The sequence below is a fragment of the Zobellia uliginosa genome, assembly GCF_018860745.1.
Classification (GTDB): Bacteria; Bacteroidota; Bacteroidia; order Flavobacteriales; family Flavobacteriaceae; genus Zobellia; species Zobellia uliginosa_B.
Map to the genome: position 1 here is coordinate 971,696 of NZ_JAHKPY010000003.1, position 21,409 is coordinate 993,104.

General features: G+C 36.0%; 24 protein-coding genes. 5 read left to right on the forward strand and 19 right to left on the reverse strand.

Features of this window, described 5'->3' with window-relative positions:
• Positions 1 to 53: 53 nt before the first annotated feature.
• The gene (glmM, locus tag KO521_RS07980) at positions 54 to 1,442 is read right to left on the reverse strand and encodes a phosphoglucosamine mutase (RefSeq protein ID WP_215939367.1); all 1,389 of its coding nucleotides are present in this window, start codon (positions 1,440 to 1,442) and stop codon (positions 54 to 56) included.
• Positions 1,443 to 1,523: 81 nt separating this feature from the next.
• On the opposite strand from glmM, the gene KO521_RS07985 reads away from it, so the two are divergent.
• The 3 genes from KO521_RS07985 to KO521_RS07995 are packed head-to-tail and all read left to right on the forward strand — an operon-like array spanning position 1,524 to position 4,606.
• Complete coding sequence (locus tag KO521_RS07985) at positions 1,524 to 2,108, forward strand: ACP phosphodiesterase (protein ID WP_215939368.1); 585 nt, start codon at positions 1,524 to 1,526, stop codon at positions 2,106 to 2,108.
• Positions 2,109 to 2,165: 57 nt separating this feature from the next.
• A complete protein-coding gene (gene ggt, locus KO521_RS07990) occupies positions 2,166 to 3,869 on the forward strand; it encodes a gamma-glutamyltransferase (protein ID WP_215939369.1) in 1,704 nt (567 codons plus the stop codon).
• A gap of 20 nt (positions 3,870 to 3,889) precedes the next feature.
• On the forward strand, positions 3,890 to 4,606 hold the full coding sequence (locus tag KO521_RS07995; protein ID WP_215939370.1) for a hypothetical protein: 717 nt from the start codon (positions 3,890 to 3,892) through the stop codon (positions 4,604 to 4,606).
• Positions 4,607 to 4,612: 6 nt separating this feature from the next.
• Here KO521_RS07995 and KO521_RS08000 read toward each other — a convergent pair whose 3' ends face one another.
• The 13 genes from KO521_RS08000 to KO521_RS08060 form a co-directional block, all read right to left on the reverse strand.
• The gene (locus tag KO521_RS08000) at positions 4,613 to 5,746 is read right to left on the reverse strand and encodes an MBL fold metallo-hydrolase (RefSeq protein WP_215939371.1); all 1,134 of its coding nucleotides are present in this window, start codon (positions 5,744 to 5,746) and stop codon (positions 4,613 to 4,615) included.
• Positions 5,747 to 5,748: 2 nt separating this feature from the next.
• Entirely contained in the window at positions 5,749 to 6,126 is a 378-nt protein-coding gene (locus KO521_RS08005; RefSeq protein WP_215939372.1) for a PH domain-containing protein, read from the reverse strand.
• A 7-nt stretch (positions 6,127 to 6,133) separates the two neighbouring features.
• Positions 6,134 to 6,595, reverse strand: coding sequence for a hypothetical protein (locus KO521_RS08010; protein WP_215939373.1), 462 nt, complete (start codon positions 6,593 to 6,595; stop codon positions 6,134 to 6,136).
• A 200-nt stretch (positions 6,596 to 6,795) separates the two neighbouring features.
• A complete protein-coding gene (locus KO521_RS08015; RefSeq protein ID WP_215939374.1) occupies positions 6,796 to 7,524 on the reverse strand; it encodes an FAD-binding oxidoreductase in 729 nt (242 codons plus the stop codon).
• An 11-nt stretch (positions 7,525 to 7,535) separates the two neighbouring features.
• A complete protein-coding gene (locus tag KO521_RS08020) occupies positions 7,536 to 8,396 on the reverse strand; it encodes an SDR family oxidoreductase (RefSeq protein WP_215939375.1) in 861 nt (286 codons plus the stop codon).
• 116 nt (positions 8,397 to 8,512) lie between these two features.
• On the reverse strand, positions 8,513 to 9,139 hold the full coding sequence (locus KO521_RS08025; RefSeq protein WP_215939376.1) for a ferric reductase-like transmembrane domain-containing protein: 627 nt from the start codon (positions 9,137 to 9,139) through the stop codon (positions 8,513 to 8,515).
• Positions 9,140 to 9,143: 4 nt separating this feature from the next.
• On the reverse strand, positions 9,144 to 9,338 hold the full coding sequence (locus tag KO521_RS08030) for a hypothetical protein (protein ID WP_215939377.1): 195 nt from the start codon (positions 9,336 to 9,338) through the stop codon (positions 9,144 to 9,146).
• Positions 9,339 to 9,701: 363 nt separating this feature from the next.
• Complete coding sequence (locus tag KO521_RS08035) at positions 9,702 to 10,145, reverse strand: MoaF-related domain-containing protein (RefSeq protein WP_215939378.1); 444 nt, start codon at positions 10,143 to 10,145, stop codon at positions 9,702 to 9,704.
• A 99-nt stretch (positions 10,146 to 10,244) separates the two neighbouring features.
• The gene (locus KO521_RS08040; RefSeq protein WP_252729937.1) at positions 10,245 to 11,108 is read right to left on the reverse strand and encodes a helix-turn-helix domain-containing protein; all 864 of its coding nucleotides are present in this window, start codon (positions 11,106 to 11,108) and stop codon (positions 10,245 to 10,247) included.
• 120 nt (positions 11,109 to 11,228) lie between these two features.
• Positions 11,229 to 12,332 (reverse strand): DUF1574 family protein, encoded by a 1,104-nt coding sequence (locus KO521_RS08045; protein ID WP_215939379.1) that lies wholly within the window; start codon positions 12,330 to 12,332, stop codon positions 11,229 to 11,231.
• A 1-nt stretch (position 12,333) separates the two neighbouring features.
• Positions 12,334 to 13,785: an MBOAT family O-acyltransferase gene (locus tag KO521_RS08050; RefSeq protein ID WP_215939380.1), complete on the reverse strand. Its 1,452-nt coding sequence runs from the start codon at positions 13,783 to 13,785 to the stop codon at positions 12,334 to 12,336.
• Positions 13,786 to 14,107: 322 nt separating this feature from the next.
• The gene (locus KO521_RS08055) at positions 14,108 to 15,250 is read right to left on the reverse strand and encodes a DUF4394 domain-containing protein (RefSeq protein WP_215939381.1); all 1,143 of its coding nucleotides are present in this window, start codon (positions 15,248 to 15,250) and stop codon (positions 14,108 to 14,110) included.
• Between the two features lie 248 nt (positions 15,251 to 15,498).
• The gene (locus tag KO521_RS08060) at positions 15,499 to 16,617 is read right to left on the reverse strand and encodes a histidine decarboxylase (RefSeq protein WP_215939382.1); all 1,119 of its coding nucleotides are present in this window, start codon (positions 16,615 to 16,617) and stop codon (positions 15,499 to 15,501) included.
• Positions 16,618 to 16,784: 167 nt separating this feature from the next.
• Here KO521_RS08060 and KO521_RS08065 point away from each other — a divergent pair, with 167 nt between their 5' ends.
• On the forward strand, positions 16,785 to 17,237 hold the full coding sequence (locus KO521_RS08065) for an Lrp/AsnC family transcriptional regulator (protein ID WP_215939383.1): 453 nt from the start codon (positions 16,785 to 16,787) through the stop codon (positions 17,235 to 17,237).
• A 7-nt stretch (positions 17,238 to 17,244) separates the two neighbouring features.
• Here the strand turns inward: KO521_RS08065 and folE are convergent, their stop codons facing one another.
• Both folE and KO521_RS08075 read right to left on the reverse strand, forming a co-directional pair.
• Positions 17,245 to 17,916 carry a GTP cyclohydrolase I FolE gene (gene folE / locus KO521_RS08070; protein ID WP_215939384.1) on the reverse strand — a complete coding sequence of 224 codons (672 nt, stop codon included), beginning with the start codon at positions 17,914 to 17,916 and terminating at the stop codon, positions 17,245 to 17,247.
• A complete protein-coding gene (locus KO521_RS08075; RefSeq protein ID WP_215939385.1) occupies positions 17,909 to 18,313 on the reverse strand; it encodes a MerC domain-containing protein in 405 nt (134 codons plus the stop codon). The genes folE and KO521_RS08075 overlap by 8 nt, the downstream gene beginning before the upstream one ends.
• 81 nt (positions 18,314 to 18,394) lie before the next feature.
• On the opposite strand from KO521_RS08075, the gene KO521_RS08080 reads away from it, so the two are divergent.
• Positions 18,395 to 18,775, forward strand: a complete 381-nt coding sequence (locus KO521_RS08080; RefSeq protein WP_194527186.1) for a Fur family transcriptional regulator — start codon at positions 18,395 to 18,397, stop codon at positions 18,773 to 18,775.
• Between the two features lie 8 nt (positions 18,776 to 18,783).
• On the opposite strand, the gene KO521_RS08085 is transcribed toward KO521_RS08080, so the two are convergent.
• From KO521_RS08085 to KO521_RS08095, 3 genes are all read right to left on the reverse strand, one after another.
• Entirely contained in the window at positions 18,784 to 19,644 is an 861-nt protein-coding gene (locus KO521_RS08085; protein WP_215939386.1) for a hypothetical protein, read from the reverse strand.
• Complete coding sequence (locus tag KO521_RS08090) at positions 19,645 to 20,355, reverse strand: hypothetical protein (RefSeq protein ID WP_215939387.1); 711 nt, start codon at positions 20,353 to 20,355, stop codon at positions 19,645 to 19,647. It lies immediately after the preceding gene.
• A gap of 211 nt (positions 20,356 to 20,566) precedes the next feature.
• Positions 20,567 to 21,394: an alpha/beta hydrolase gene (locus tag KO521_RS08095; protein ID WP_215939388.1), complete on the reverse strand. Its 828-nt coding sequence runs from the start codon at positions 21,392 to 21,394 to the stop codon at positions 20,567 to 20,569.
• Between the last annotated feature and the right edge of the window lie 15 nt (positions 21,395 to 21,409).

The window sequence follows — 21,409 nt, forward strand, 5'->3', positions numbered from 1 at the left end:
TCATTTGTAACACCCTAAGCACGTTCGCGGGATTGGATTCATTAAAATTTAGCTTATAAACCTGCTACGGTTTTAATTTCTCCAATAATTCGGTCTGCTAGCGTATCTGCTTCAGATTGACTTTTAGCTTCGGTATAAATACGGATTATCGGTTCTGTATTGGATTTTCTTAAGTGGACCCAATTTTCGGCAAAATCTATTTTAACTCCGTCAATAGTAGATATTTCTTCGTCTTTATATTTATCTGCCATAGCCTTAAGAATCCCATCTACATCCAAACTTGGAGTTAACTGTATTTTCTTTTTACTCATAAAATAAGAAGGATAGCTTGCCCGTAATTCTGCAACAGTACCTCCTTTTTCTGCCATCAACATTAAAAACAAAGCAGAACCTACCAGTGAATCACGACCATAATGACTATCAGGATAAATAATTCCTCCATTACCTTCGCCACCAATAATTGCGTTGTTCGATTTCATTTTCGTAACCACATTTACTTCACCAACGGCAGCAGCTTCATAAGTACCACCGTGTTTTTGGGTAATATCCCGCAGAGCACGAGAAGAAGATAAGTTAGAAACCGTATTTCCTTTGGTCTTGCCTAAAACATAATCCGCACAAGCCACCAAAGTGTACTCCTCTCCAAACATTTCGCCTGTATTGTCAATAAATGCCAAACGATCTACATCTGGATCAACAACAATTCCGAAATCTGCTTTTTCTTTGATCACTAAGTCGCATATATCAGCCAAATGCTCCTTTAAAGGCTCTGGATTATGCGGAAAATGTCCTGTTGGATCACAGTATAATTTTACGACTTCAACACCTAGTTCTTCCAACAATTTTGGAATAGCAATGCCTCCGGTTGAATTCACACCATCTACCACCACCTTAAATTTAGCCTTGCGAATCGTATCCGCATCCACTAAAGGAAGCTCTAGTACCTCGTCAATATGGATGTCTATATAAGAATCGTTTCTGATAATGTTTCCTAAATCATCAACATCTGAAAAATCAAAATCCTCTTTTTCTGCAATATCAAGAATTTTAGCACCTTGTGCAGCATCTAAAAATTCTCCTTTTTCATTTAAAAGCTTAAGTGCGTTCCATTGTTTTGGATTGTGGCTAGCGGTTAAAATAATACCACCGTCCGCTTTCTCCATTGGAACAGCAATCTCTACCGTGGGCGTTGTAGAAAGATCAAGATCAACTATGTCAATACCCAAACCAACTAAAGTAGAAACTACAAGGTTCTGAATCATCTCGCCAGAAAGACGAGCGTCACGACCAATAACCACTTTTAATTTATCCTTTTTGGAATATTCTTTTAGCCATACTCCGTAGGCTGCAGCGAATTTTACTGCATCAATTGGGGTTAGATTATCACCAGAACGTCCGCCAATGGTACCACGTATTCCTGAAATCGATTTTATTAAAGTCATTTTTTTCTAAATTCTTAATAGTTTATACAAATATACGGGTCTAAGACAAATACTATGTTTGCAATTTGTAAATTCGGACCTATGAATTTTCTTGCACACATTTATCTTTCTTTTGGCGACCAGGAAATTACCTTGGGAAACTTTATAGCAGATAGCATTCGCGCCAATAAATATGAACATCTGCCGCAACGAATCCAGCAAGGAATTATGCTACATCGTGAAATCGATACGTTTACGGACACCCATTATATTCCTAAAATCAGCAGCAAACGCTTACACAAAAATTATAGCCATTATAGTAGAGTAATCGTAGATATTTTCTATGACCACTATCTAGCTAAAAACTGGAGTTCCTATTGCGATATCCCATTAGATATTTATGTTGAAAATTTTTATGATCTGTTGGAAGATAATTATACTATCCTGCCCTTAGGCGTGCAACGAATGATGCCCTATATGATTTCCGATAATTGGATATACAATTATTCTAAGATGGATGGCATTGCGAAGGTTTTGAACGGTATGAACCGCAGAACGAACAATAAATCTAAAATGAATTTTGCCATTTTAGACCTTGAAGAACATTACGAAAAGTTTGAAGAAGAGTTTACAGCTTTCTTTTCCGAGCTCGTGGTGTTTTCCAAACAAAAATTTATATCACTCTAATTTGTTACGTAAAAAAGAACCACTTTCAAAATATTATAACTTCAAACCAGACCGCGTATGAAACCAACACGCTTAATTCTGCTCAAGTCCCTTTTACTCCTTCTTTTCGTAAACTGCAAAACTGCACCTCTTAAACCAGCAAGACCTACTGGGGTTGTGGCTGAGAAGGCCATGGTGGTTTCTGCTCGCGAAGAAGCTTCCACTATTGGTGCAACTATATTAAAACAAGGAGGTAATGCTTTTGATGCTATGGTTGCTACAGAAATGGCCTTGGTTGTCGCTTACCCCTTTGCAGGAAATGTTGGCGGTGGTGGATTTATGGTATACCGAAAGGCAGATGGGTCTACGGGAGCTTTGGATTATAGGGAAAAGGCACCTTTATCCGCTACTAAGGACATGTATTTAGATTCGCTTGGCAACGTAATTCCGGATATGAGTACAAAAGGCGCAACAGCAGTTGGTGTTCCCGGTACCGTAGCTGGAATCATTGAAGTTCACAAAAAGTTTGGTTCATTGCCTTTGGTGGATATACTTGAACCCGTAATTGCTTTAGCGGATAGTGGGGTTATTATTAGCGAAAAACAGGCAGCTCGCTTTGAAAAAGTACGAGATGTTATTTTAGAGGTAAATGACAGTGTCACTACCTTTCCTATAAGTTGTAAAGCTGGTGATTTAGTGAAGTACCCTGCTCTGGCCAATACCCTAAGACGTATTGCCAAAGATGGTCGCGATGGCTTTTATAAAGGTGAAACGGCAAAAGTATTAGCAGCCTTCATTCAAGAAAACGGAGGTTTCGTTACCGAAGAAGATTTAGAGCAGTACGAAGCCCAGTGGAGAGAACCTATTTCTTTCAACTACAAAGACCTTCATATTATTTCTATGAGTCCGCCCAGTAGCGGCGGGGTCACTATCAATCAGATTTTAAAGATGATGGAACCTTATGATATAGCGGACTTTGGACATAATTCTGAAAAGACGATTCAAGTGTTTACCGAGGCTGCTCGCCGTGCATATGCCGATCGTAATTATTGGTTGGGAGATCCGGATTTTGTAAGTATTCCTATGAAAGAACTTTTAAGTGCAACGTACTTGGAAGAACGAATGGATGATTTTTCTTTTGATAAAGCTACAAAGTCGGAAGATATGAAGGAGGGAACCATACAAATGTCCGAGAGTATGGAAACCACCCACTACTCTATTGTAGATGCAGAAGGTAATGCTATATCGGTAACCACCACGCTAAACGGAGCTTACGGTTCCAAACTCTATTGTGATGAACTTGGTTTCTTCTTAAATAATGAAATGGATGATTTTAGTGCCAAAGCAGGTGTTCCAAACATGTTTGGCCTTGTTGGTGCTGAAGCTAACAGCATTGCACCAGGAAAACGTATGTTAAGTAGTATGACACCCACTATTGTAGAAAAAGATGGCAAATTGTGGATGGTAGTTGGTACTCCTGGTGGCTCTACCATTATTACCGCGGTAGCACAAACCATTTTAAACGGGTATGAGTTTAATATGAGCATGCAAGAAGCCGTAGATGCTCCACGTTTTCATCACCAATGGTTGCCGGATATGATTATTTTTGAACCGGACGGTTTTTCTGAACAATTAAAGAAAAAATTAAAGTCCAAAGGATATATTATAAATGAGGACCGCACGCCTATTATTGGTAAAGTAGATGCCATTCGTGTATTGCCTGACGGAACTTTAGAAGGGGGAGCCGATCACCGTGGCGATGATACTGCTGTAGGGTTTTAATATTTAAGATTGTTTGCTAGATGGTAAAGAAGATATTGAGAATTGTTGGTAAAAGTATTTTAATCCTTGCCGCTATACTTCTAATTGGTTTTGGAATCCTTTATATGCTATATGATGAGCCTTTACCAACGGGAACCCCTGGTGCTGAAGCTGATGCCCTTGCAGAAAAAATGCTTGAAGCCATCAATAATAAAGCGTATACGGAAACTCACTACTTAGAATGGAGTTTTGCCAATGGCGCACATTCGTATAAGTGGGATAAGGAAAATGGCGAGGTTGATGTGGAATGGGATGCCTACCGGATACTTCTCAACTTAAAGAATACTTCTAAAAGTAAGGTGTTTGAAAATGAAGCTGAAGTTATAGGCGATAACCGAAAAGAGCTCATTGCAAAGGCGGAAGGTTTCTTTAATAATGACTCTTTTTGGCTAGTGGCTCCTTTTAAGGTTTTTGATAGCGGAACACAGCGCAGTTTGGTGATGTTAGAAGACGGTTCTAGCGCTTTAATGATTACGTATTCTTCTGGCGGTAGTACGCCCGGAGATTCGTACCTATGGCATTTAGGACCTAACGGATTACCCGAAAGTTACCAAATGTGGGTTAGCATAATTCCCATAGGCGGTCTAAAAGCGACATGGGATAATTGGAAGATTATGGAAAGTGGTGCTTTCTTACCGACCTCCCACAAGCTAGGACCAATGACTTTGGATATGGGTGAGGTTAGAGGATATAATTAATACTCATCAAAGATTTTTCCACCAACTGGTATAGGTGCTAACGGAATCCATAACTATAATTTCTTGTCCTATTTGAGGTGCAATTACCTTTAGGTCCAACTCTAAGGCTTTTGCCTCAACACGTTTTATGGGGTCTTTCCAATCGTGGAGTGCCAATTTGAAACCTGCCCAATGGATGGGCATCATTTTTTTTGCTTTTATATCCAATCCTGCTTGTGCAGTTTCCTCGGGCATCATATGTATATCTGGCCACATTTTATTGTATTGTCCGCATTCCATTAACGCCAAATCAAACGGACCATATTTCTCACCTATTTCCTTAAAGTGCGATGCATAACCACTATCTCCACTAAAATAAATGTTTTCGTCTTTAGATTGTACGACCCATGAACTCCAAAGCGTACTTTGGCCGTTATCTAATTTTCTTCCAGAAAAATGCTGGGCTGGCGTGCAGACCAATGTTATGTTATGCAACTGTTTTTCCTCCCACCAATCCATCTCTGTAATCTTGTCCGCAGGAATTCCCCAAGCTTCTAAATGCACTCCTAGCCCTAGCGGCACAAAATAATGGTTGGTCTTGCCCTTTAGTTTTAAAATGGTTTCGTAGTCCAAATGGTCATAATGATCATGAGAAAAAATGACCGCATCAATACGAGGTAATTTTTCAACTTCTAATGGCATTTCTTTATTAAACCGGTCATCGCCCAGCCACGGGTGAGGTGCAGGAACCATACCGAACATAGGGTCTAACAAGATATTCAACCCATTCATTTGGAGCAAAAATGAAGAATGCCCATACCATACCAATCTTGTTTTACTATTATAATTAGCTACATGAGCAGAATCTAACTTTATTACTTTTAAATCTTCTTTGGGGCGTCCGTTGGGGACTTTGGTCGTGAAAAATTTATAGGCCAGGTCCAGTGATTTTGAAAAACTCAACTCTTTGGGAACGGCCTTTTTATTAATAAATATGCCCTCTTTGAACTGTTGTGATTGCTTATAAACCTGCTGGCGTTCTTTAGTGACATCACCACCAAGACTTGGGTAGAAATTATTGAACAAGATGTATGCTATTACCAGCATTCCAATCAGCAAAACAACGGCCAACAACACTTTTTTTAAAATTCTTCTTAGCATAGTTAGTTGAGAACTTTTTCGCTTAAAAATTTACCTACCTTTTTGATATTCAATGATTTTCTGAATTTTATCTCAAAAACGCCAACACCACTCACCCATATTTTAAAATCACTATCTCCATCAAAAGTACCAGCGGTTTCAATTGAGAATGAGCTTATTTTGGAATATGGAAAAGACTTGAATTCCTTTTTGCTGCCAGTAAGTCCCTGAACATCCATAGCTATGATTCTTTTAGAAGTAAACCATACCTTGTCCCTTACGTGAGAATAAGCCAAGTTTATTTCCTCTCCGTCAATAAGAATATCTTCAATTTTTGCTCTACTTGCTTCTTGATTTTCTTCTTTTGTAACGCTAAAGGTTATTAGTAAATCAATTTTCATAAACTATCTAATTCAATTTCTTATACACCTCAATATTCTGGAAAACCGTATCATTACGACTATACGTATTCACCTGCTTGTAACTGTTTTTGCTGCGCTCTATGGGAATTACGTAGGTATTTACATCACTCTGCATAGATTTAGACATTGAGGTCAGGGTTTCTGTAATGGTATCATTTTTAAAAGTGTAGGTGCCATAACCGTGCCATTCGGAACCATCTGCAGCTGGGTCCGTATTCCAGATAACGTGCCCATCTAGATAGATTTTATGTTGCACTTTACTGGTGTCAACACTAAGCGTGTCTCCGTTTCCTAGGTTATAGAAATGGCTCAATTTCCAAACCCCATCTATAGCGCTTGAATTACTTACTTTTTCTAGATTACCGGTTGCATTACAAGAAATGCAAATGCCTATTAGGACAAATGTGCTGGCAAAAACGAAGTATTTGAGAGTGGCTTTTTGTTTCATGACTTAGGCAGGTTTCATTAGGTTAAAATTGTAACTCTTAGTTTAGTAACCAATTTACAACCTTTAATAGCCTATCCTACGAAAACACGCAAGATTTTAATTAAAAAGCTAAGCAACTAATATTTAAAAACAAAAAAGCGGCAAAAACTTCAAATTGTTGCCGCGTAGGGTACTACCTAAATCTATATATTTAAATGAGGTTACTCCAACCCCTTTTTTTCTGGATTCCAAAAAGGTTTTGTTTTAATCTGCTTAGTTGGCCACTGCAATTCTTTTCTAAAAAATTGATTTAGTGCAACACATAGCCTACTATCGCCAGCAACATAGACCATCTTCTTACCTTTTAGTTCAGGAACTATTTTCTTTAGTTTAGCAATGATTTCAGTACTTGGGTTTTGAGGAAAATCATAGAAGTCAAAGGGAGTGCTTCCATCAATATCCGGGAATAATTCGCTTTTTTGTTGACTGTATATGAGACTAGCTAGTTGTTTGTTTTCGCCAATATTTCGGTTTACCATATACAAGTGAGAAAGAGCAGAAAGGTCTCCTACCATAAGATAACTATCCGCAGAATCATCTGCTAAAAAATTGCCTTTCTTCCATTTAAAATAAATCTGGTCGCCCATTTGGCATTCTTTTGCCCATTGTGAACCAATTCCATTGCTATGCGTAGCGATTGCTAAATCTAGAAAACCTTCATTACTGTTAATATCCCACACGCTGTAACTCCTTATTTTATCTTTTAAGGATACCTCTTCATTACCAATGCCAATAGCCATTCGCAAGAAAGAACCAGGTAAAAAACTAGCGTTGAGAATACTTTCACTTTGCAGCCGGATTCTAAAAACTGACTGAGAAAGGGCTTTCTTTTCTGTAATGACAGCCTCATTTAAGACTACCTTTTTTAAGATGTTTTCTATGATGCTCACTGCTGCTCTGTTTAGATTTGTGGATGGTTTTGATGATAATTCTCTATTATCCCTAGCGGAGATTTATGAGGTCTTCCGGCTACTTTTTCAAAATCTGAAGGTACATCATTCGCGCCATTTTTAATACCTTCATAAATACCGGCAATGACGGTACCCAAAAATTCACCCAGCGCATCTTGACGTTCTTTTTTATACTCCGCAACAGGAACCGAAGTATATTTTAAATTCGTCTTGTACACCTCATTAATATATGCTGCCAGTTGTGCTTGCGTAATAGCTTCGCCCAATAGATTATAGGTATTGCCATCCAGATGATCATTGTTAAGCATTTGCGCGTAAGCAAAGCCCAGCTCTTCCCTACTGGTATAACCACATTTACCATCTGCAGCACAATTCCTGATTTCACCTTCTTTTACATAGGTATCTATATATTCTAAATCTGGCTCAATATAAATTCCGTTTCTGCCAATTATATAGTCCAATCCTGAATTACGAACATCTTCTTCCGTCTGTCGATTGCTGTTTACTACAGGGCTAAAAGCCGTTCCCGTTTCACTACCAATAATGCTTGTGTAGACTATCTTTTGTACACCATTATTCTTGGCTGCTTCTATCACATTTCTATGTTGTTCAATTCTCTTTTGAGGCTCGTCCATACCTGAGACGAGTAATATTTTATCTACTCCTTTTAGAGCGCTATTAAAATCTTCCCGATTGTTATAATCGCCTTTTCTGATTTCTACGCCTAAATGTTTTGCTTTTTCAGGGGTTCTAGCAATACCGATTACGTTGTCTTTCCCTATTAAATCAACTAAGTGCTTTACAATGGAAGCCCCCAATTTTCCACTTGCCGATGTGACTGCTATTTTCATATGTTTTCTTTTTACTTGATAATTGAGATTAAGTGTTCCGAGGCTTGCCTCGAATCATAGTATATTTCTTTTAATCCCTCGTGGGCTTGCCCAGAGATAGTTTACTTCTATTAATTTTAAGCTAGGCCTGCTCTCTTTTTACGAATGGCCATAATCTTTTTTCTCACCAATGGAATTCTAATAATAAAGCCTAAGCCTACTATTACCGCATAGATAATCCACGTTTTATCTAAAATAGCTACGTGTACCAAACTAAGGAAAATAGCGGCATAAGCTAAACTTTGTAGCTTTTTCCAGTTCTTTTTCAATAGCTTCATAGATTTTCTGTTGGAGGTAAAAAACAGAGGTACTAAAATGAGGATTGCTATAAACCCCGCTACATAATTCACTTGGGTAAAGGTTTCCATAAAACCTTCTGCCCAAATAAAAATTATAAAATGAATAAAACTCCAAACTGCTGTGGCAATACCCATAGCTTGCCTTACAAGAAGATTGGTAACACCAAAGAGAATAAAAAACGGAGTGCAGGTAAGTACCGCGGTCATCCACCTTATGGCAAACTCTCCAGAAACGTGGTACAGCATTTCTAGAGTGGTTCTTCCCTCTCCTCCTGCGCCTTCTACCAAAGTTATTGAAACCCCGTTAGATAGATTCAAGTCTAACATGTTGGTCAAGACAAGTAATGGTAAACTACCCAAGATAGCCACCAACATCCAACCATAATGATTTTTCAAAAAGTCCATGTTATTAAGATGATTTTAATTCCCTTAACTCTTCTTCTAGAGCTTCAGCTTTTAATTTAAACTTTTCCATGGCTTTTTTAAGCTGGCCAATTTTTTTGAAAGCTTCTTCATCTTGAACCGCTTCATAAGTGGTTACACCTTCTTTTTCTTTAATTTTTGACTTACTGCCACAGGTTGGGCATATCGCAACTTGACTCATCTGTATTTTATTTAATATGAGTTAGTACTAAATAACACCGCTGTTCTCTAGAAATGGGAAAGTAAGAATCTTTAAAATCTGTCGGACGCATGAGTCTCACGTGTCTTTTTGTCAAACCCTTTATTATTTTTCAATAATATCATTCTTAGCATTATCAAATAAATGATCTATGGTCAACTTTATTTTATCCAGTTCTTTAACAACTAGCCTAACTTTAAATTAGATTACAAAGTTCCCATATTTACCGTTCTAAAATAACATCAAAGCGAAACCAAGAATGGTAAATCTATAACCAAAAAAGCATCAACCTATTCATTTGTTTATGGACTACTATTTGGAGTGCTGGTATAAACCAAAATGGACTTACTCCGAAATTTTCAAATGATCGATTATACCACTCCTAAAGACGGTCTTTAAAGTTCGTTCAGGTCTGTTTTCATACCCTACTATAATAGAACTATGCACTAGCATTTTTTCAAAATCCAATACAATGGTCAAGTAATCTTTTTTACCTGTTTCGTGCCAATTAATTAGATAAAGCTTATCACCTATTTTCTTAGAGCGGTACTCAATATCCTGATTTTTGTTTCCTTTTGCAGGACCAGCAAGCCACTCGTATTTAGCTTGGCCATTGTAAAACTCAAAGTGAAGAGCTGTACCATTTTGATACTGAAAATTAAATGAATACCCATCTAATAAATGTTCCGCTACACTAAATTGGAATTTATTTTCTTCTGTAGATTGTGCTTGTGAGAACCCTATACCAACGTTTACCAATACTATTAAAATAAATGTTCCTAGTTTCATTTTCTGTAATTTTAAAATTCATTACAAAAGTGATACTACATTAAGAAACCCGGTAGGTTAATTTTGGTGTTAAAATGGTAAATATGGAAAAACCACCGCCTATATAGCGGCTTTGAACTCTTTTGGTGTCGTACCAATGTGTTTTTTAAAGAATTTGGTGAAATTCGTTACTTCATCAAAACCGACAGCAAAACCTATTTCCTTTAAACTTTTATCCGTACTCACAATTGCTCTTTTGGTTTCCAGAATAACAAAATTATCTATAAAATTCTTGGCCGTAGTAAAAGTGAACTCTTTTACAACCAGGTTTAAGTGCTTTGTAGAAACAAAGAGCATATCTGCATAATCCTTTACATTTCGGGTATTTGTGTAGTTCTTCTCAACCAAATCTTTAAAGTTCATAAAAATAGTTTGGTGTTGTTTATTGTAGTTTTTAATTGGTGCAATATGTGCATGGCGTTCCAATCTTAGAAGATACAATTCCAATATTTTAGCTACTATCTCTTTCTGGGCATAGCTATTCTCTCTATGAAGCTCACTATTTAATTGTTCTAAGAAGAAGTCGTTAAATGTGCTATTTTCTACTAAAGGAGAAGAAATATGGTAATTATACAAGTGTGAAATAACTTTGATAGACGATTTTGAAAAATATCTCAAAACAAAATCTTCGGTGAACACGACTAGATAGCCTTTATAGTTGGGATTTTCCTGAAAAGCATGCACCTGACCTTTGGCGATTTTAATCACACAACCCTTACGTACAGAATAGTGCGTTAAATCTACTTGGTGTTCCCCCTCACCTTCCGTTATGATCAGCAGAGCAAAAAATGAAATTCTATGTGGTTGCTTAGGATTGTGATTAGGGTCTTTTTTAATCCTCGAAAACATTTCGGCCAAACTAAGAAACTCAATATCCGTGGCACCTTCGCTACTCTCAAAAGTTATATTAGGAATGGTGTTCAAGGCTAAGGTTTTATTATTAGGCCGTATTAGTTTATTTAAATACTAGTTAGTTTTTATTAGAAGATAGTTCAATGGTATAGATAATTTAGAGTAGAACTATTTAAAAGAACAAATACTAATCTACCAATCACTTATAGGAATATAAGGATTATTATCATCTTTTACTTTCATAAGTTTCTTAATGGTATTTTCTTTACTATGCATACCATCATAGAAATCATCTTCGGTTAAATTAGATTTTAATGGATCATAAGAACTTAATACCTCAATATTATGTTCTTTTGCATATTGTAATATCATATTTTCAACTTCCAAAACAATCTGATATTCATTCTCTATTTTTTGATACACAAGAGGATGATAAGGTGCTAAAAAAAACACCAAGTCGACATTATTTTCAAGTATCTCTTCACATAGTTTATTAAATTCGGTAACAACCTTAGGAGAGATTTCTTCGAATTCTTCTAAAGCATAAAGTTTTACTTTAATATATTGGTGAGCTTTAATCAAGATTTGCCTTTTAGTGGCATCTCTATACTCTTTGCGATAAGATAATGACCCGTCAACAAGCTTAGTGTTTCCAGTATTATTAATTTCATTTGTAGCAACTGGATCTAAACTCCGAGCCGTGGAGTCTAACTTTTCCTCTAATACGTCGGGTAGCTTATCCAGAGAAGCTTGAAAATAGGAAAAAGAGAATAACTGTTTAGTCTTATCATTTAATATAGATTCTTTAGTTTCCTTGACTACTTTTCCTGTTATGAAATTATTGTATTCCCGTTTTAACGATTTCCAATGAACCTTTCCATTGTTTTTATTGAATATCCATGGGTCTATTCCTATAAAAATTTTCTTAGGATATAAATTTTTGGCTTTATATAATTGGAAAACACCTATGAGATCTTCTATACTTGCCGCAGAAACACTATTATTAAAAAATTTTTTGTCTTTGAAAAAAGTACTTTTTATAAGCATCGTTCTACTGGACCCCATGACTACAATATCCGGTCTGTCATCTAAGTGACCAACTATCTCTCTCTGAAATTTTCTTTCGTCATAATTTGAAATGTTGGTTGCATTATGGCCACTAAGAATAATCTTAGATATTTTTTTTTCGTAACTAGACTTGAATAGGTTTGCGCTATCACCTAAGTAGTTGGTAGAAACAAGAAAAGTTAAAATTAATATAGAAAAGATTGATGTTTTTAATACAAATTTTTTCATGTCAAAATTGAAAATATATAAATTCATTTTCTTTATAATTTCCCATTATCATAATTACAATGACAATTGCTAGGTAGAAACTATACCTAAGAACATTGCTCTTAACAGAAATAATATTTTCAATAGCATATTCTCTACTACGCCCAATCCATTCAGTAATCATAAACATTAAAATCAAAAAAGAAGTTTCCCAGGCCAGCTCTGTCTGTTCAAAATTAGGATAAGTAAATAATGATTTTGAAAAAATAGTCCCTATATATCTTGTTGCATGGTCTATATTTTCAGCTCTAAAAAATATCCAGGCAAAAACTGTCAAACTGAATGTAGTAGCTATTTGAAATAATTCTTTGGAAGTTGGCAAATGCCTTCCTTCCGCAACTCCATTTGTATTTATCCTATTTTTTTTAAGTAGAAGCAATGGCAGAAAATAAAGAGCATTCAATGCTCCCCAAATAATAAAGGTCCAATTTGCTCCATGCCAAAATCCACTAATAAGAAATATGACAAATGTATTTCTTACTTTCATCCAAGTCCCACCAAAGCTTCCTCCTAATGGGATGTATAAATAATCTCTAAACCAGGTTGATAATGAAATATGCCATCTTCGCCAAAACTCAGCACTGTCTCTGGAAAAATAGGGGAATGCAAAATTCTGTTTTAAATTAAAGCCAAATAACCTTGATGTGCCAATAGCTATATCCGAATAACCAGAGAAGTCACAATATATTTGAAATGTAAAAAATAATGCGCCAATAACTAACGTACTTCCAGAATAATCTTCCGAATTATTAAATATTTCATTTGCTATTTGAGCCGAGTTATCTGCTATAACGATTTTCTTAAATAAGCCCCATAGAATTTGTCGTAATCCATCAACGGCTTTGTTGTATTCAAATACTCTCTTTTTATAAAATTGAGGAAGTAGGTTTGTAGCCCTCTCTATAGGCCCTGCTACCAACTGTGGAAAAAAACTAACAAAAGCAGTAAACGATATAAAGTCTTTTGTTGGTTCTAGTTTTCTTTTATAAATATCAATTGTATAACTCAAAGTCTGAAAAGTGTAAAAACTAATACCAACAGGTAAAATTATATTCAAAGACCTAACACTTATTTCTTTTCCGAAAAATGAAAAAGCACTTATGAAATTATCTAAAAAGAAATTATAGTATTTGAAAAAGCCTAAAAATCCAAGATTAACCAAAATACTTATCCAGAGTAAAATCTTCCTCCCTGAAATATTTTCTTGTTTGGATAACCTAACACCGATTGAATAGTCAACTATAGTACTAAATAAAATTAATGAAAGAAAACGCCAATCCCACCAACCGTAAAAAAGATAACTAGCAATTACAATGAGAAAATTTTGAGATTTCAAGTTTTTACCACCAATGAGCCAATATAATGCAAATACTATCGGTAAGAATATTGCAAAATCTAGTGAGTTAAAAAGCATTTATAATCTTTAGTTATGTGAAATTTTACCAGGTTTTAAAGATATACACGGTAAAATTTTACCAATGCTCTTTCCTTCTAAAACAAATCTACAAACTTTAACAAACCAATCTTACAAATTCCTGTACGATTTTCAACAAAGTCACTATACAATCTTGTAACCATAAGTACGACTAAATATAGATGGTTTTAAATACAGCTTGTTTACTTGAAAAATATTGAAAGACAAAACTGTATTTAAAATTTTGCACCTGACTTTTAAAGATTTTATAAAAGATGTCCTTAAGTTTACTTTTAAACACACCCACACTAGTAGCTTAATTTTAATTTCGGATAGCTGCAGCACCTCCGGCACTAAAAGCTTCCGTGTTTTCAATAAAAGTACCTTTCCCGGTTTTGGGATCGATTATAATAAATTCTCCATTTCTGGTTAAACCGATAAGCTGGTTTCTGAAAAAAGCCAAGCCCCAAACTTCGTTGTACCCTGTTTCCCCTAAAAATTTTGTTGCTCCCGTGGTTGGGTCTATAGTAACGATTTGATCTGTAGAAGATCCTGGCACAACTAATGATCCGTATAAAAATTCATTGTTCTTATCAAAAACCAAATCACCTGATGAAAAGGCATTCAGGTCAAAAGAACTGATTACCGTTCCCTCAGCAGTTGTTGGGTCTATAGCTATAAATTGTCCATTTCTAGTAGCGCCATAAAGCACGGTTTCACTTCCTTCTAGTGCATTTACATTGGGAACACCTGTGTTACCAATCACAGTGCCTTCACCTGTTGCTAAGTCTATGGATATCAATTTGGAAGTAGCAGAAATACCATAAAGCTGACCGTTAAAAAAAGCTATATCGGTTAATTTATGCCCAATAGAGCCAATATTAATGACCTCACCAGAATCAAAATCCAAAGTGGATAATGTAGAGTTATAGGAATAGTCTGCAAAATGTATAACACGTTTCTGAGCCTCCTCCTCATCAACTACGGTATTTACTACAACTGTTTCCGACACGAATTCATTCTCATCTTTTACGCTTATTGTTGTACTGAAACTACCATTGTCTATGGTTTCAGGTATATCAATTGTAATGCTAACAGATTCTGTACTATCTCCTGTTGATCCTTCATTTTTAGTGAAGGTGTAATACTCGGATGCCCCATCTATCGTAAAATAAATTTCCTTAATGTTTGAGTCAATGTCAAAAACCAAGTCAATACGTTCTTTAGATAATTTAGTGGTCTTAATTAAATCCGGAAAACTTGCTACAGCCGGAAACGTTTTAGCACTTGCACTAGGTAGTGCGCCCTGTGTTAGAAGTCCTTCTTCTCCATTTACCAGAATGGTCAATGCATCTAAAATTTCATCTGCTTTAGTTGGCGGGATTATGGGGTTATCATCTTCGCTGCAGCCTACTAAAAACAAAACGGACATAGCAATAAAGGACAATCGAATTAGTTTTTTCATTCTCGTTGGTTGTTTATTTGAACTTTAAACCGACCTAATAGAAACAAGATTCTCAATTCTCATTATCTATTATTCCGACGAGCCAATTTACAACCTTTAACAAAAACCGCCCTACAAAAACCTTTGGGATTTTAATCGAAAATAATTTTGTAACATTTTAACAGTAAAAATAAAAAAACAGCAAAAGTAAAAACCCTTGCTAAACATAATATCAAGTAGATAGTCTAATAAGTTACCGGGAATGAACCTTAAGCAAAACTAGCCACTGCCTCCTTTTCACTTACCATATCCAGAATAAATTCATCAATCTGTGCTTTGGTTACGTTTGGCATACAGATAATATGTGTGGTTTCATCTGTTGCCAATTGCCATTTCTGTTTAATAGGAACGGAAACTTTGGGAAGTACTACAGTTATAGCACCTTCGTTGGTCCATGCCTTTATTCCTATTTTAATTAATTCTTGTTTGCAATATTCCGCTATTCGTAAACTATGGCGGTACCTTTTTTCTAAACCTTCAACGCCCATTTTCTTGATGGCATACCATAAAAATAGTGGACTATGACCATTCCTAGACCCTGTAATAGTTGTATCCAAAGAACCTATATAAGAGATACCCCTGGCTATCCTATCTCGCAAAGAACGCTTGGCAATAATAACTCCCGATGGAAAGGGCGAGCCAATAAATTTATGGCCACTAATTGATATACTATCTGCTCCATCTTCTAAATCAAATGGAATACGAGGTTCTATAAAAGGTCCGTAAGAACCCGCTAAAGCAGCATCGCAATGTATGTAATGATTTTGAATGGCTAATTTTTTCAATATCCTCTTGATCATTGAAACATCGTCTTTGGCCTCGGTCATTGTTGTGCCAAATGTGGTAAGAATAATAGCAGGTTTGTCTCTATTTAATTGCAAGGTATTTTCAAGATCTTCATAATCTACTTCTCCGTTTTCTTGTGATCTAATAGTAATACTGGGCATGTTAAGCAAATGAATGTTCTTTTTTACGCTGTAATGGGTAGATTCCGAGAAATATACCATTGCTTTTGGATGTGATTCCCGTGCTAAATACAAGCCATAAAGGTTACTTTCTGAGCCTCCATTGGTTACATAACCCCAATAATCAGATGGGTCTGCTCTAAATAAATTAGCAAAGAAATCCACCACCTCCCTTTCCATTTCATGCGTTTGAACCTTATAAGTTGTATCCTCATAAGGGTCCCCAACATTATTTATAGGGTGCTTTAAAAATTCGTATAATCTCGAATAATCAAAATCCTTTGCAACTGGATAACCTATAACCCTACTCTTTTCTTCAATAAGTTTGGTTAGCAACTCATCTATCTGTTGTTCATCGTTCATATTATTACAGTTTTAGCCTTTATTACTACACTGTAAAATTACAATTAGTAATAATTAATTACTTCTAAACGTAAAAATTAAGAATATTAAACTGCTATTTGTATTTTAGCAGTAAAAAATTTCTTTATAGCATTAAGCGCAAGCTCACTTTAGAAAAAAAATCTAGTATGGATACGACTGATTATAAGATTTTGATGCAACTTCAAGAAAATGCAAAACAAAATACCAAAGAAATAGCAAGTAAAGTGGGACTTAGTGTAACCCCTACCTATGAAAGAATTCGGAAGCTAGAACAGCAAGAAATCATAAAATCTTATGTGGCGCTACTGGATAGAAATAAAATAGGCAAAAAGCTAATTGCCTATTGCCAGGTTACCCTAACCAAACAGCAAAAAAATTTGGCAGATAGTTTTAAGCGAGAAATGCTTTTACTGTCCGATATTATGGAATGTCATCAGGTCTCCGGAAATTTTGATTATCTCTTAAAAATAGCTGTGGATGATATTGCCGGGTTCCACATATTTATCAATAAAAAATTATCCATTATTGACGGGATTGCTACCATTCACACTTCGTTTGTATTGGATTCGGTTAAGGACAGTACGGCCTATAGTTTATAGTGTTTTCTTAAACTGCCTGTTGCCCAATGATTGTCAAGAATTCATCGCGGTATGCTTTATCTGCAAAGCAACCGCCATATTCTAAGGTGGTAGTGAAGCTGTTCTTATCTTTTATCCCTCTTGAGGAAACACACAGATGTTTTGCACCCATCGACACAATGACATCTTCGGTATCCAACACCTTTTGTAAATCGTTACGTATTTGTAGTACCAGTCTTTCCTGTACTTGTGGACGATGTGCGTAATAGTCTACCAAACGGTTAATTTTGGACAACCCGATTACTTTATTCTTTGGAATATAACCTACATGAGCATGCCCAACTATGGGTAAAAAGTGATGTTCACAGGCAGAATCGATAGTAATATTCTGCTCTACCAACATTTTTTTATAGCCATATTTATTGTCGAAGGTAGAAAGCTTGGGTCTATTGGCTGGGTCTAAACCATAAAACAACTCTTTTATATACATTTTAGCCACACGATACGGTGTGCCGGATAAGCTATCATCTGTTAAATCTAAGCCCATTTCTTTCATTATCATTTCAAAATGATATTGAATGTTCTTGATTTTTTCGTCGTCAGATTTATGAAAGGCGTCTGCGCGCAAAGGAGTTTCTGTATTTGCAGAAAAATGGTGGTCTCCCAATATTTCAATCTGCTCGTTATTCTTGTTATTCATGTACACAGCATTGGTCGTTAGTAGTACAGTTACAGTACTTCTTATTATAAAGGTGAAACCCTATCAAAGCTATTGTTGGAATATAGATAGTTGCTTCAGGTATGGGGAAAAGCTCCATTTTTTCGTTCATGATAATTAAAAACAATCCGCCATAACTTAACCACAAGGCTGGTTTTATCCAGTTGATAGTTGTAGTTTGTGTGGAACGGTAGACCGCTAAGAACGATATGGCAAGAAAAAGAAAATCAAGAAATTTCCACCATGAAGGCATAGTAAGGTGATTTACTACCAAGCCGCTTTGGGCAACAAATAAAAACGGAGTGGCAACGCAATGTACCAGACACAAAGAACTTGCTAATGCACCTAAAGCGTCCGGTTTTTTTGTAATATCTATCATGTATGTATTATTAATGCAACTGTGTTGCAAATGTAAAACACAAAATTTGTTGTTGCAACTATGTTGCGTTATATTTGTACTATGGGAATTGTTAGAAGGACGAAATCGGTCGATGCCATATTGGAGGAATTTAAAATAAACTCGGGTGCTATTTCGGTGGTCAGTTTAGTGGACCAACTGAGTTCTCGCTTTAATAAAACCACTGTGTATAGGGTTTTGGACAGGCTGGAGGAAGATGGTATTTTACATTCTTTTCTTGGAAAAACAGGAATTAAATGGTACGCTAAGTGTTCCGGTTGCTCGGCTTCCGAACACCATGATGTACACCCTCATTTTCAATGCCTTAGCTGTGGAAAAGTGGATTGTTTGACCGTAAATGTTCGTATTCCGAGTATACCCAATCGTAAAGTAGAAGCTTCACAAATATTGCTGCAAGGCCAATGTGAGGCTTGCTTGGTGTAGTTTCTCAGTTATTTTTTAAGTTCAATCAGATACTTAAACGTTAGTACGCGACAATGCCATAAGGTTAAGGTCTGCTCGGCTAGAATACGTTCTTCGGAAGGATAAATATTTAATCGATCTCTAAATGAACCGACGTATTGCGACCAAAATCGTCCTTTTGAATCATTCACTAAAAAATAGAACCCGGCGTCACCAAATCGTTTCCCCGAAGAGTCCAATGTAAGTCCACCGTTGTTCTCTACTTTAGGCGACATAATTACCGTTGCATTGCCCTTTGGCAAAGGGAATACGGCTTTAACACAAGTTTCTCCCGAAGGCAAAGTACACGTACTATAGACACCTGAATAAATAACCCGACCAGAAGTCTTATCGGTTCTAAACCAGATGGTGTATTTAACTTCTTTTGTCCGAGTGTCAGTTAGGGTAATGATTTCACTGTGAATGGTGTTAGCGTCTTTAGTGTGATTTGTTGGTATATTCAATTGATCAATGCGATGACTGAACAAGATATTGACCAACATCCCAAAAATTCTAAAAAATGGATTCCAGTTCACCGAAAAGTTTAAATTATAGGCTCCAGTTTTTTCATAAAAATTGATAACTTTCTGAGAGAGCCCGGCCAAATCAGTATCGGATAAATTCAGTTTTTCAATTGAAGGAATAAGACCTTGAGAAGTAATATTTCTCTGGATGGTCAGCCCTTCCTTCTCCGCTAATTTTACAAAAAAATCATCTGCAATAGTTCCTAAATCCCCAAAAGGCCCCATGAGCCAAGGCACATCATCCGGTTCAATACGCCTACCCCACACAATGGCCCATTGCTGCGTAAACCAGTCTTGAAATTTTTGTCCAGAAAAAGCTAAACTCATTTAAATAGATTTGTGAATGGGAATAAAATTGGTCTTTCCATTCCATACGCCATGTTCAGAAATGGGTTGAAAACGGAGTGTTGTAAATTCAATATGAAAATCTTTTCTATCCCTTTCTTTCATAGCTTTCTCATGACGTTCAGGTGCGGGTACAGCACTATATCCATGTACCATATCGGTCATTTCTTTTTGAGTCTTCCAAATTGAAAAAGTAGAAACTGTTCTAGGCAACCGAATGGATGCCAAAGCCAAGGTTGTACCAGGATGATCACGGACCAACTGCTCCACTGGCCTGCCCCAACGAATAAACCTAGGAATCTGCAAAAATTGCATTCGAGCCAGCGTAACCGCCACCACAGGCGCTTCTGAATTTTCCAGTTCACGTGTTTCCTTTGGGATTTTAAAATGACTAATTCTTCCCCACTGTCGTAGATAGTTCATCCGAACATGCCATCCCTTTGCGAGTGTTTTTCCTAAACCATTGGTTTCTAAAAAGTCGTCTATGGCTTCTTCATTTTCCCATTCGGCGAATACAGCAATTTGCCGGACCAAAATTCTTGAGGTAGAGAAAATAGGCGAACCTAAGGTCATGGCCGTCATTACTTCTGCATAAATCAAACCTGGGGTCTGCTTTGCTTTAGGAGAAAAAAAGAATGCTTTAAGAGCTAATATATAGCTAGTTTTCACCAAATGGTATGTAAATACGCTCATAAGCAGTTTTTGAATAGTATATTACAAACGTAAGATGTTTGTAAATAATATATTCCACTGTTTACAGCTAAATTGAAAAGTTGAATTACTCCTTTACAATTTCCCTTGCTTTAAACTCAATACTTCGCTTTTCTAAATATTTCCAGATTTCCGTTGTATTTACCGTTTCTGATAATGAAGTAAAATCGTTTTGAGATTTGCTCTATGGGTATTATGCTAGTAAATTCCCGTTATCAGAAGTTAAATCGGTAATAAGTTCAACTACTTTTTTTGACCATAACATCTTAAAATGTCCAGTTCCTTCTATTTCAATAAAATCTGATGTTTTAATGCTTTTACTTACCTTTTTAGAGGTGTTTATTGCTATTATTTTATCTGTCTTATCATGGATAAAAGTAATGAGTTTTATTTCCACATTTTTTATAAATTCACTGGTCTTTAAAGTCATAGGTTCATAACCTGATGTTTTTCTAACTTTATCAATAAGCAACTTAGTCGTTTTTGGTGTTAACCCAAAGTGTAAAACTGCAGCCCCAATAAATTCTAAGAATCTATTTGGAGTAGTGAGTACTATTATCTGGTTAATTTTATATTTTAAATTGGACATCGCTAATAATGCAAAAGCACTACCCATAGAATGGGTGATAACTAAATCGTATTTTTCTTTTTGCAAAAAGAGCTTTACTACATCAGAAATTTCAAAGAAACTTGTCTTTCTTTTGGTACTAGCTCCATGACAAGGTGCATCAAAACCGGTTATCTCATATCCATTGTCCATTAACTTTGGAATAATTGCTCCAAAATTTGCTGCGCGACCACCCCAACCATGTACTACTAAAGCTTTTTTCATTCCACTACCCCATTTAAACACTTTAATATTAAACTTTTTAAATTTAAATGAACTTTTTTCAGCAGTATCAATAGTTAATTTTTCAAAAGACCGCATCTCCCTGTTTTTCGGTTTTGAAATAAACTGAAAAGCTATTTTTGCCGTTAATTTTGGAGATATTTTTTGGAGTATTGCTATTGTCTTTTTCAAATTCATGTATTTAAC

What these genes read in the sequence shown, in the direction of transcription:
- KO521_RS08050 (WP_215939380.1), bottom strand. Translation starts at nt 13,785, where the DNA reads ATGCTTTTTAACTCACTAGATTTTGCAATATTCTTACCGATAGTATTT.
- KO521_RS08005 (WP_215939372.1), bottom strand. Translation starts at nt 6,126, where the DNA reads ATGAAAATTGATTTACTAATAACCTTTAGCGTTACAAAAGAAGAAAAT.
- folE (WP_215939384.1), bottom strand. Translation starts at nt 17,916, where the DNA reads ATGAATAACAAGAATAACGAGCAGATTGAAATATTGGGAGACCACCAT.
- KO521_RS08055 (WP_215939381.1), bottom strand. Translation starts at nt 15,250, where the DNA reads ATGAAAAAACTAATTCGATTGTCCTTTATTGCTATGTCCGTTTTGTTT.
- ggt (WP_215939369.1), top strand. Translation starts at nt 2,166, where the DNA reads ATGAAACCAACACGCTTAATTCTGCTCAAGTCCCTTTTACTCCTTCTT.
- KO521_RS08035 (WP_215939378.1), bottom strand. Translation starts at nt 10,145, where the DNA reads ATGAAACTAGGAACATTTATTTTAATAGTATTGGTAAACGTTGGTATA.
- KO521_RS08010 (WP_215939373.1), bottom strand. Translation starts at nt 6,595, where the DNA reads ATGAAACAAAAAGCCACTCTCAAATACTTCGTTTTTGCCAGCACATTT.
- KO521_RS08075 (WP_215939385.1), bottom strand. Translation starts at nt 18,313, where the DNA reads ATGATAGATATTACAAAAAAACCGGACGCTTTAGGTGCATTAGCAAGT.
- KO521_RS08025 (WP_215939376.1), bottom strand. Translation starts at nt 9,139, where the DNA reads ATGGACTTTTTGAAAAATCATTATGGTTGGATGTTGGTGGCTATCTTG.
- KO521_RS08020 (WP_215939375.1), bottom strand. Translation starts at nt 8,396, where the DNA reads ATGAAAATAGCAGTCACATCGGCAAGTGGAAAATTGGGGGCTTCCATT.
- KO521_RS08065 (WP_215939383.1), top strand. Translation starts at nt 16,785, where the DNA reads ATGGATACGACTGATTATAAGATTTTGATGCAACTTCAAGAAAATGCA.
- KO521_RS07995 (WP_215939370.1), top strand. Translation starts at nt 3,890, where the DNA reads ATGGTAAAGAAGATATTGAGAATTGTTGGTAAAAGTATTTTAATCCTT.
- KO521_RS08090 (WP_215939387.1), bottom strand. Translation starts at nt 20,355, where the DNA reads ATGAGCGTATTTACATACCATTTGGTGAAAACTAGCTATATATTAGCT.
- KO521_RS08060 (WP_215939382.1), bottom strand. Translation starts at nt 16,617, where the DNA reads ATGAACGATGAACAACAGATAGATGAGTTGCTAACCAAACTTATTGAA.
- KO521_RS07985 (WP_215939368.1), top strand. Translation starts at nt 1,524, where the DNA reads ATGAATTTTCTTGCACACATTTATCTTTCTTTTGGCGACCAGGAAATT.
- KO521_RS08045 (WP_215939379.1), bottom strand. Translation starts at nt 12,332, where the DNA reads ATGAAAAAATTTGTATTAAAAACATCAATCTTTTCTATATTAATTTTA.
- KO521_RS08085 (WP_215939386.1), bottom strand. Translation starts at nt 19,644, where the DNA reads ATGAGTTTAGCTTTTTCTGGACAAAAATTTCAAGACTGGTTTACGCAG.
- KO521_RS08030 (WP_215939377.1), bottom strand. Translation starts at nt 9,338, where the DNA reads ATGAGTCAAGTTGCGATATGCCCAACCTGTGGCAGTAAGTCAAAAATT.
- glmM (WP_215939367.1), bottom strand. Translation starts at nt 1,442, where the DNA reads ATGACTTTAATAAAATCGATTTCAGGAATACGTGGTACCATTGGCGGA.
- KO521_RS08000 (WP_215939371.1), bottom strand. Translation starts at nt 5,746, where the DNA reads ATGCTAAGAAGAATTTTAAAAAAAGTGTTGTTGGCCGTTGTTTTGCTG.
- KO521_RS08080 (WP_194527186.1), top strand. Translation starts at nt 18,395, where the DNA reads ATGGGAATTGTTAGAAGGACGAAATCGGTCGATGCCATATTGGAGGAA.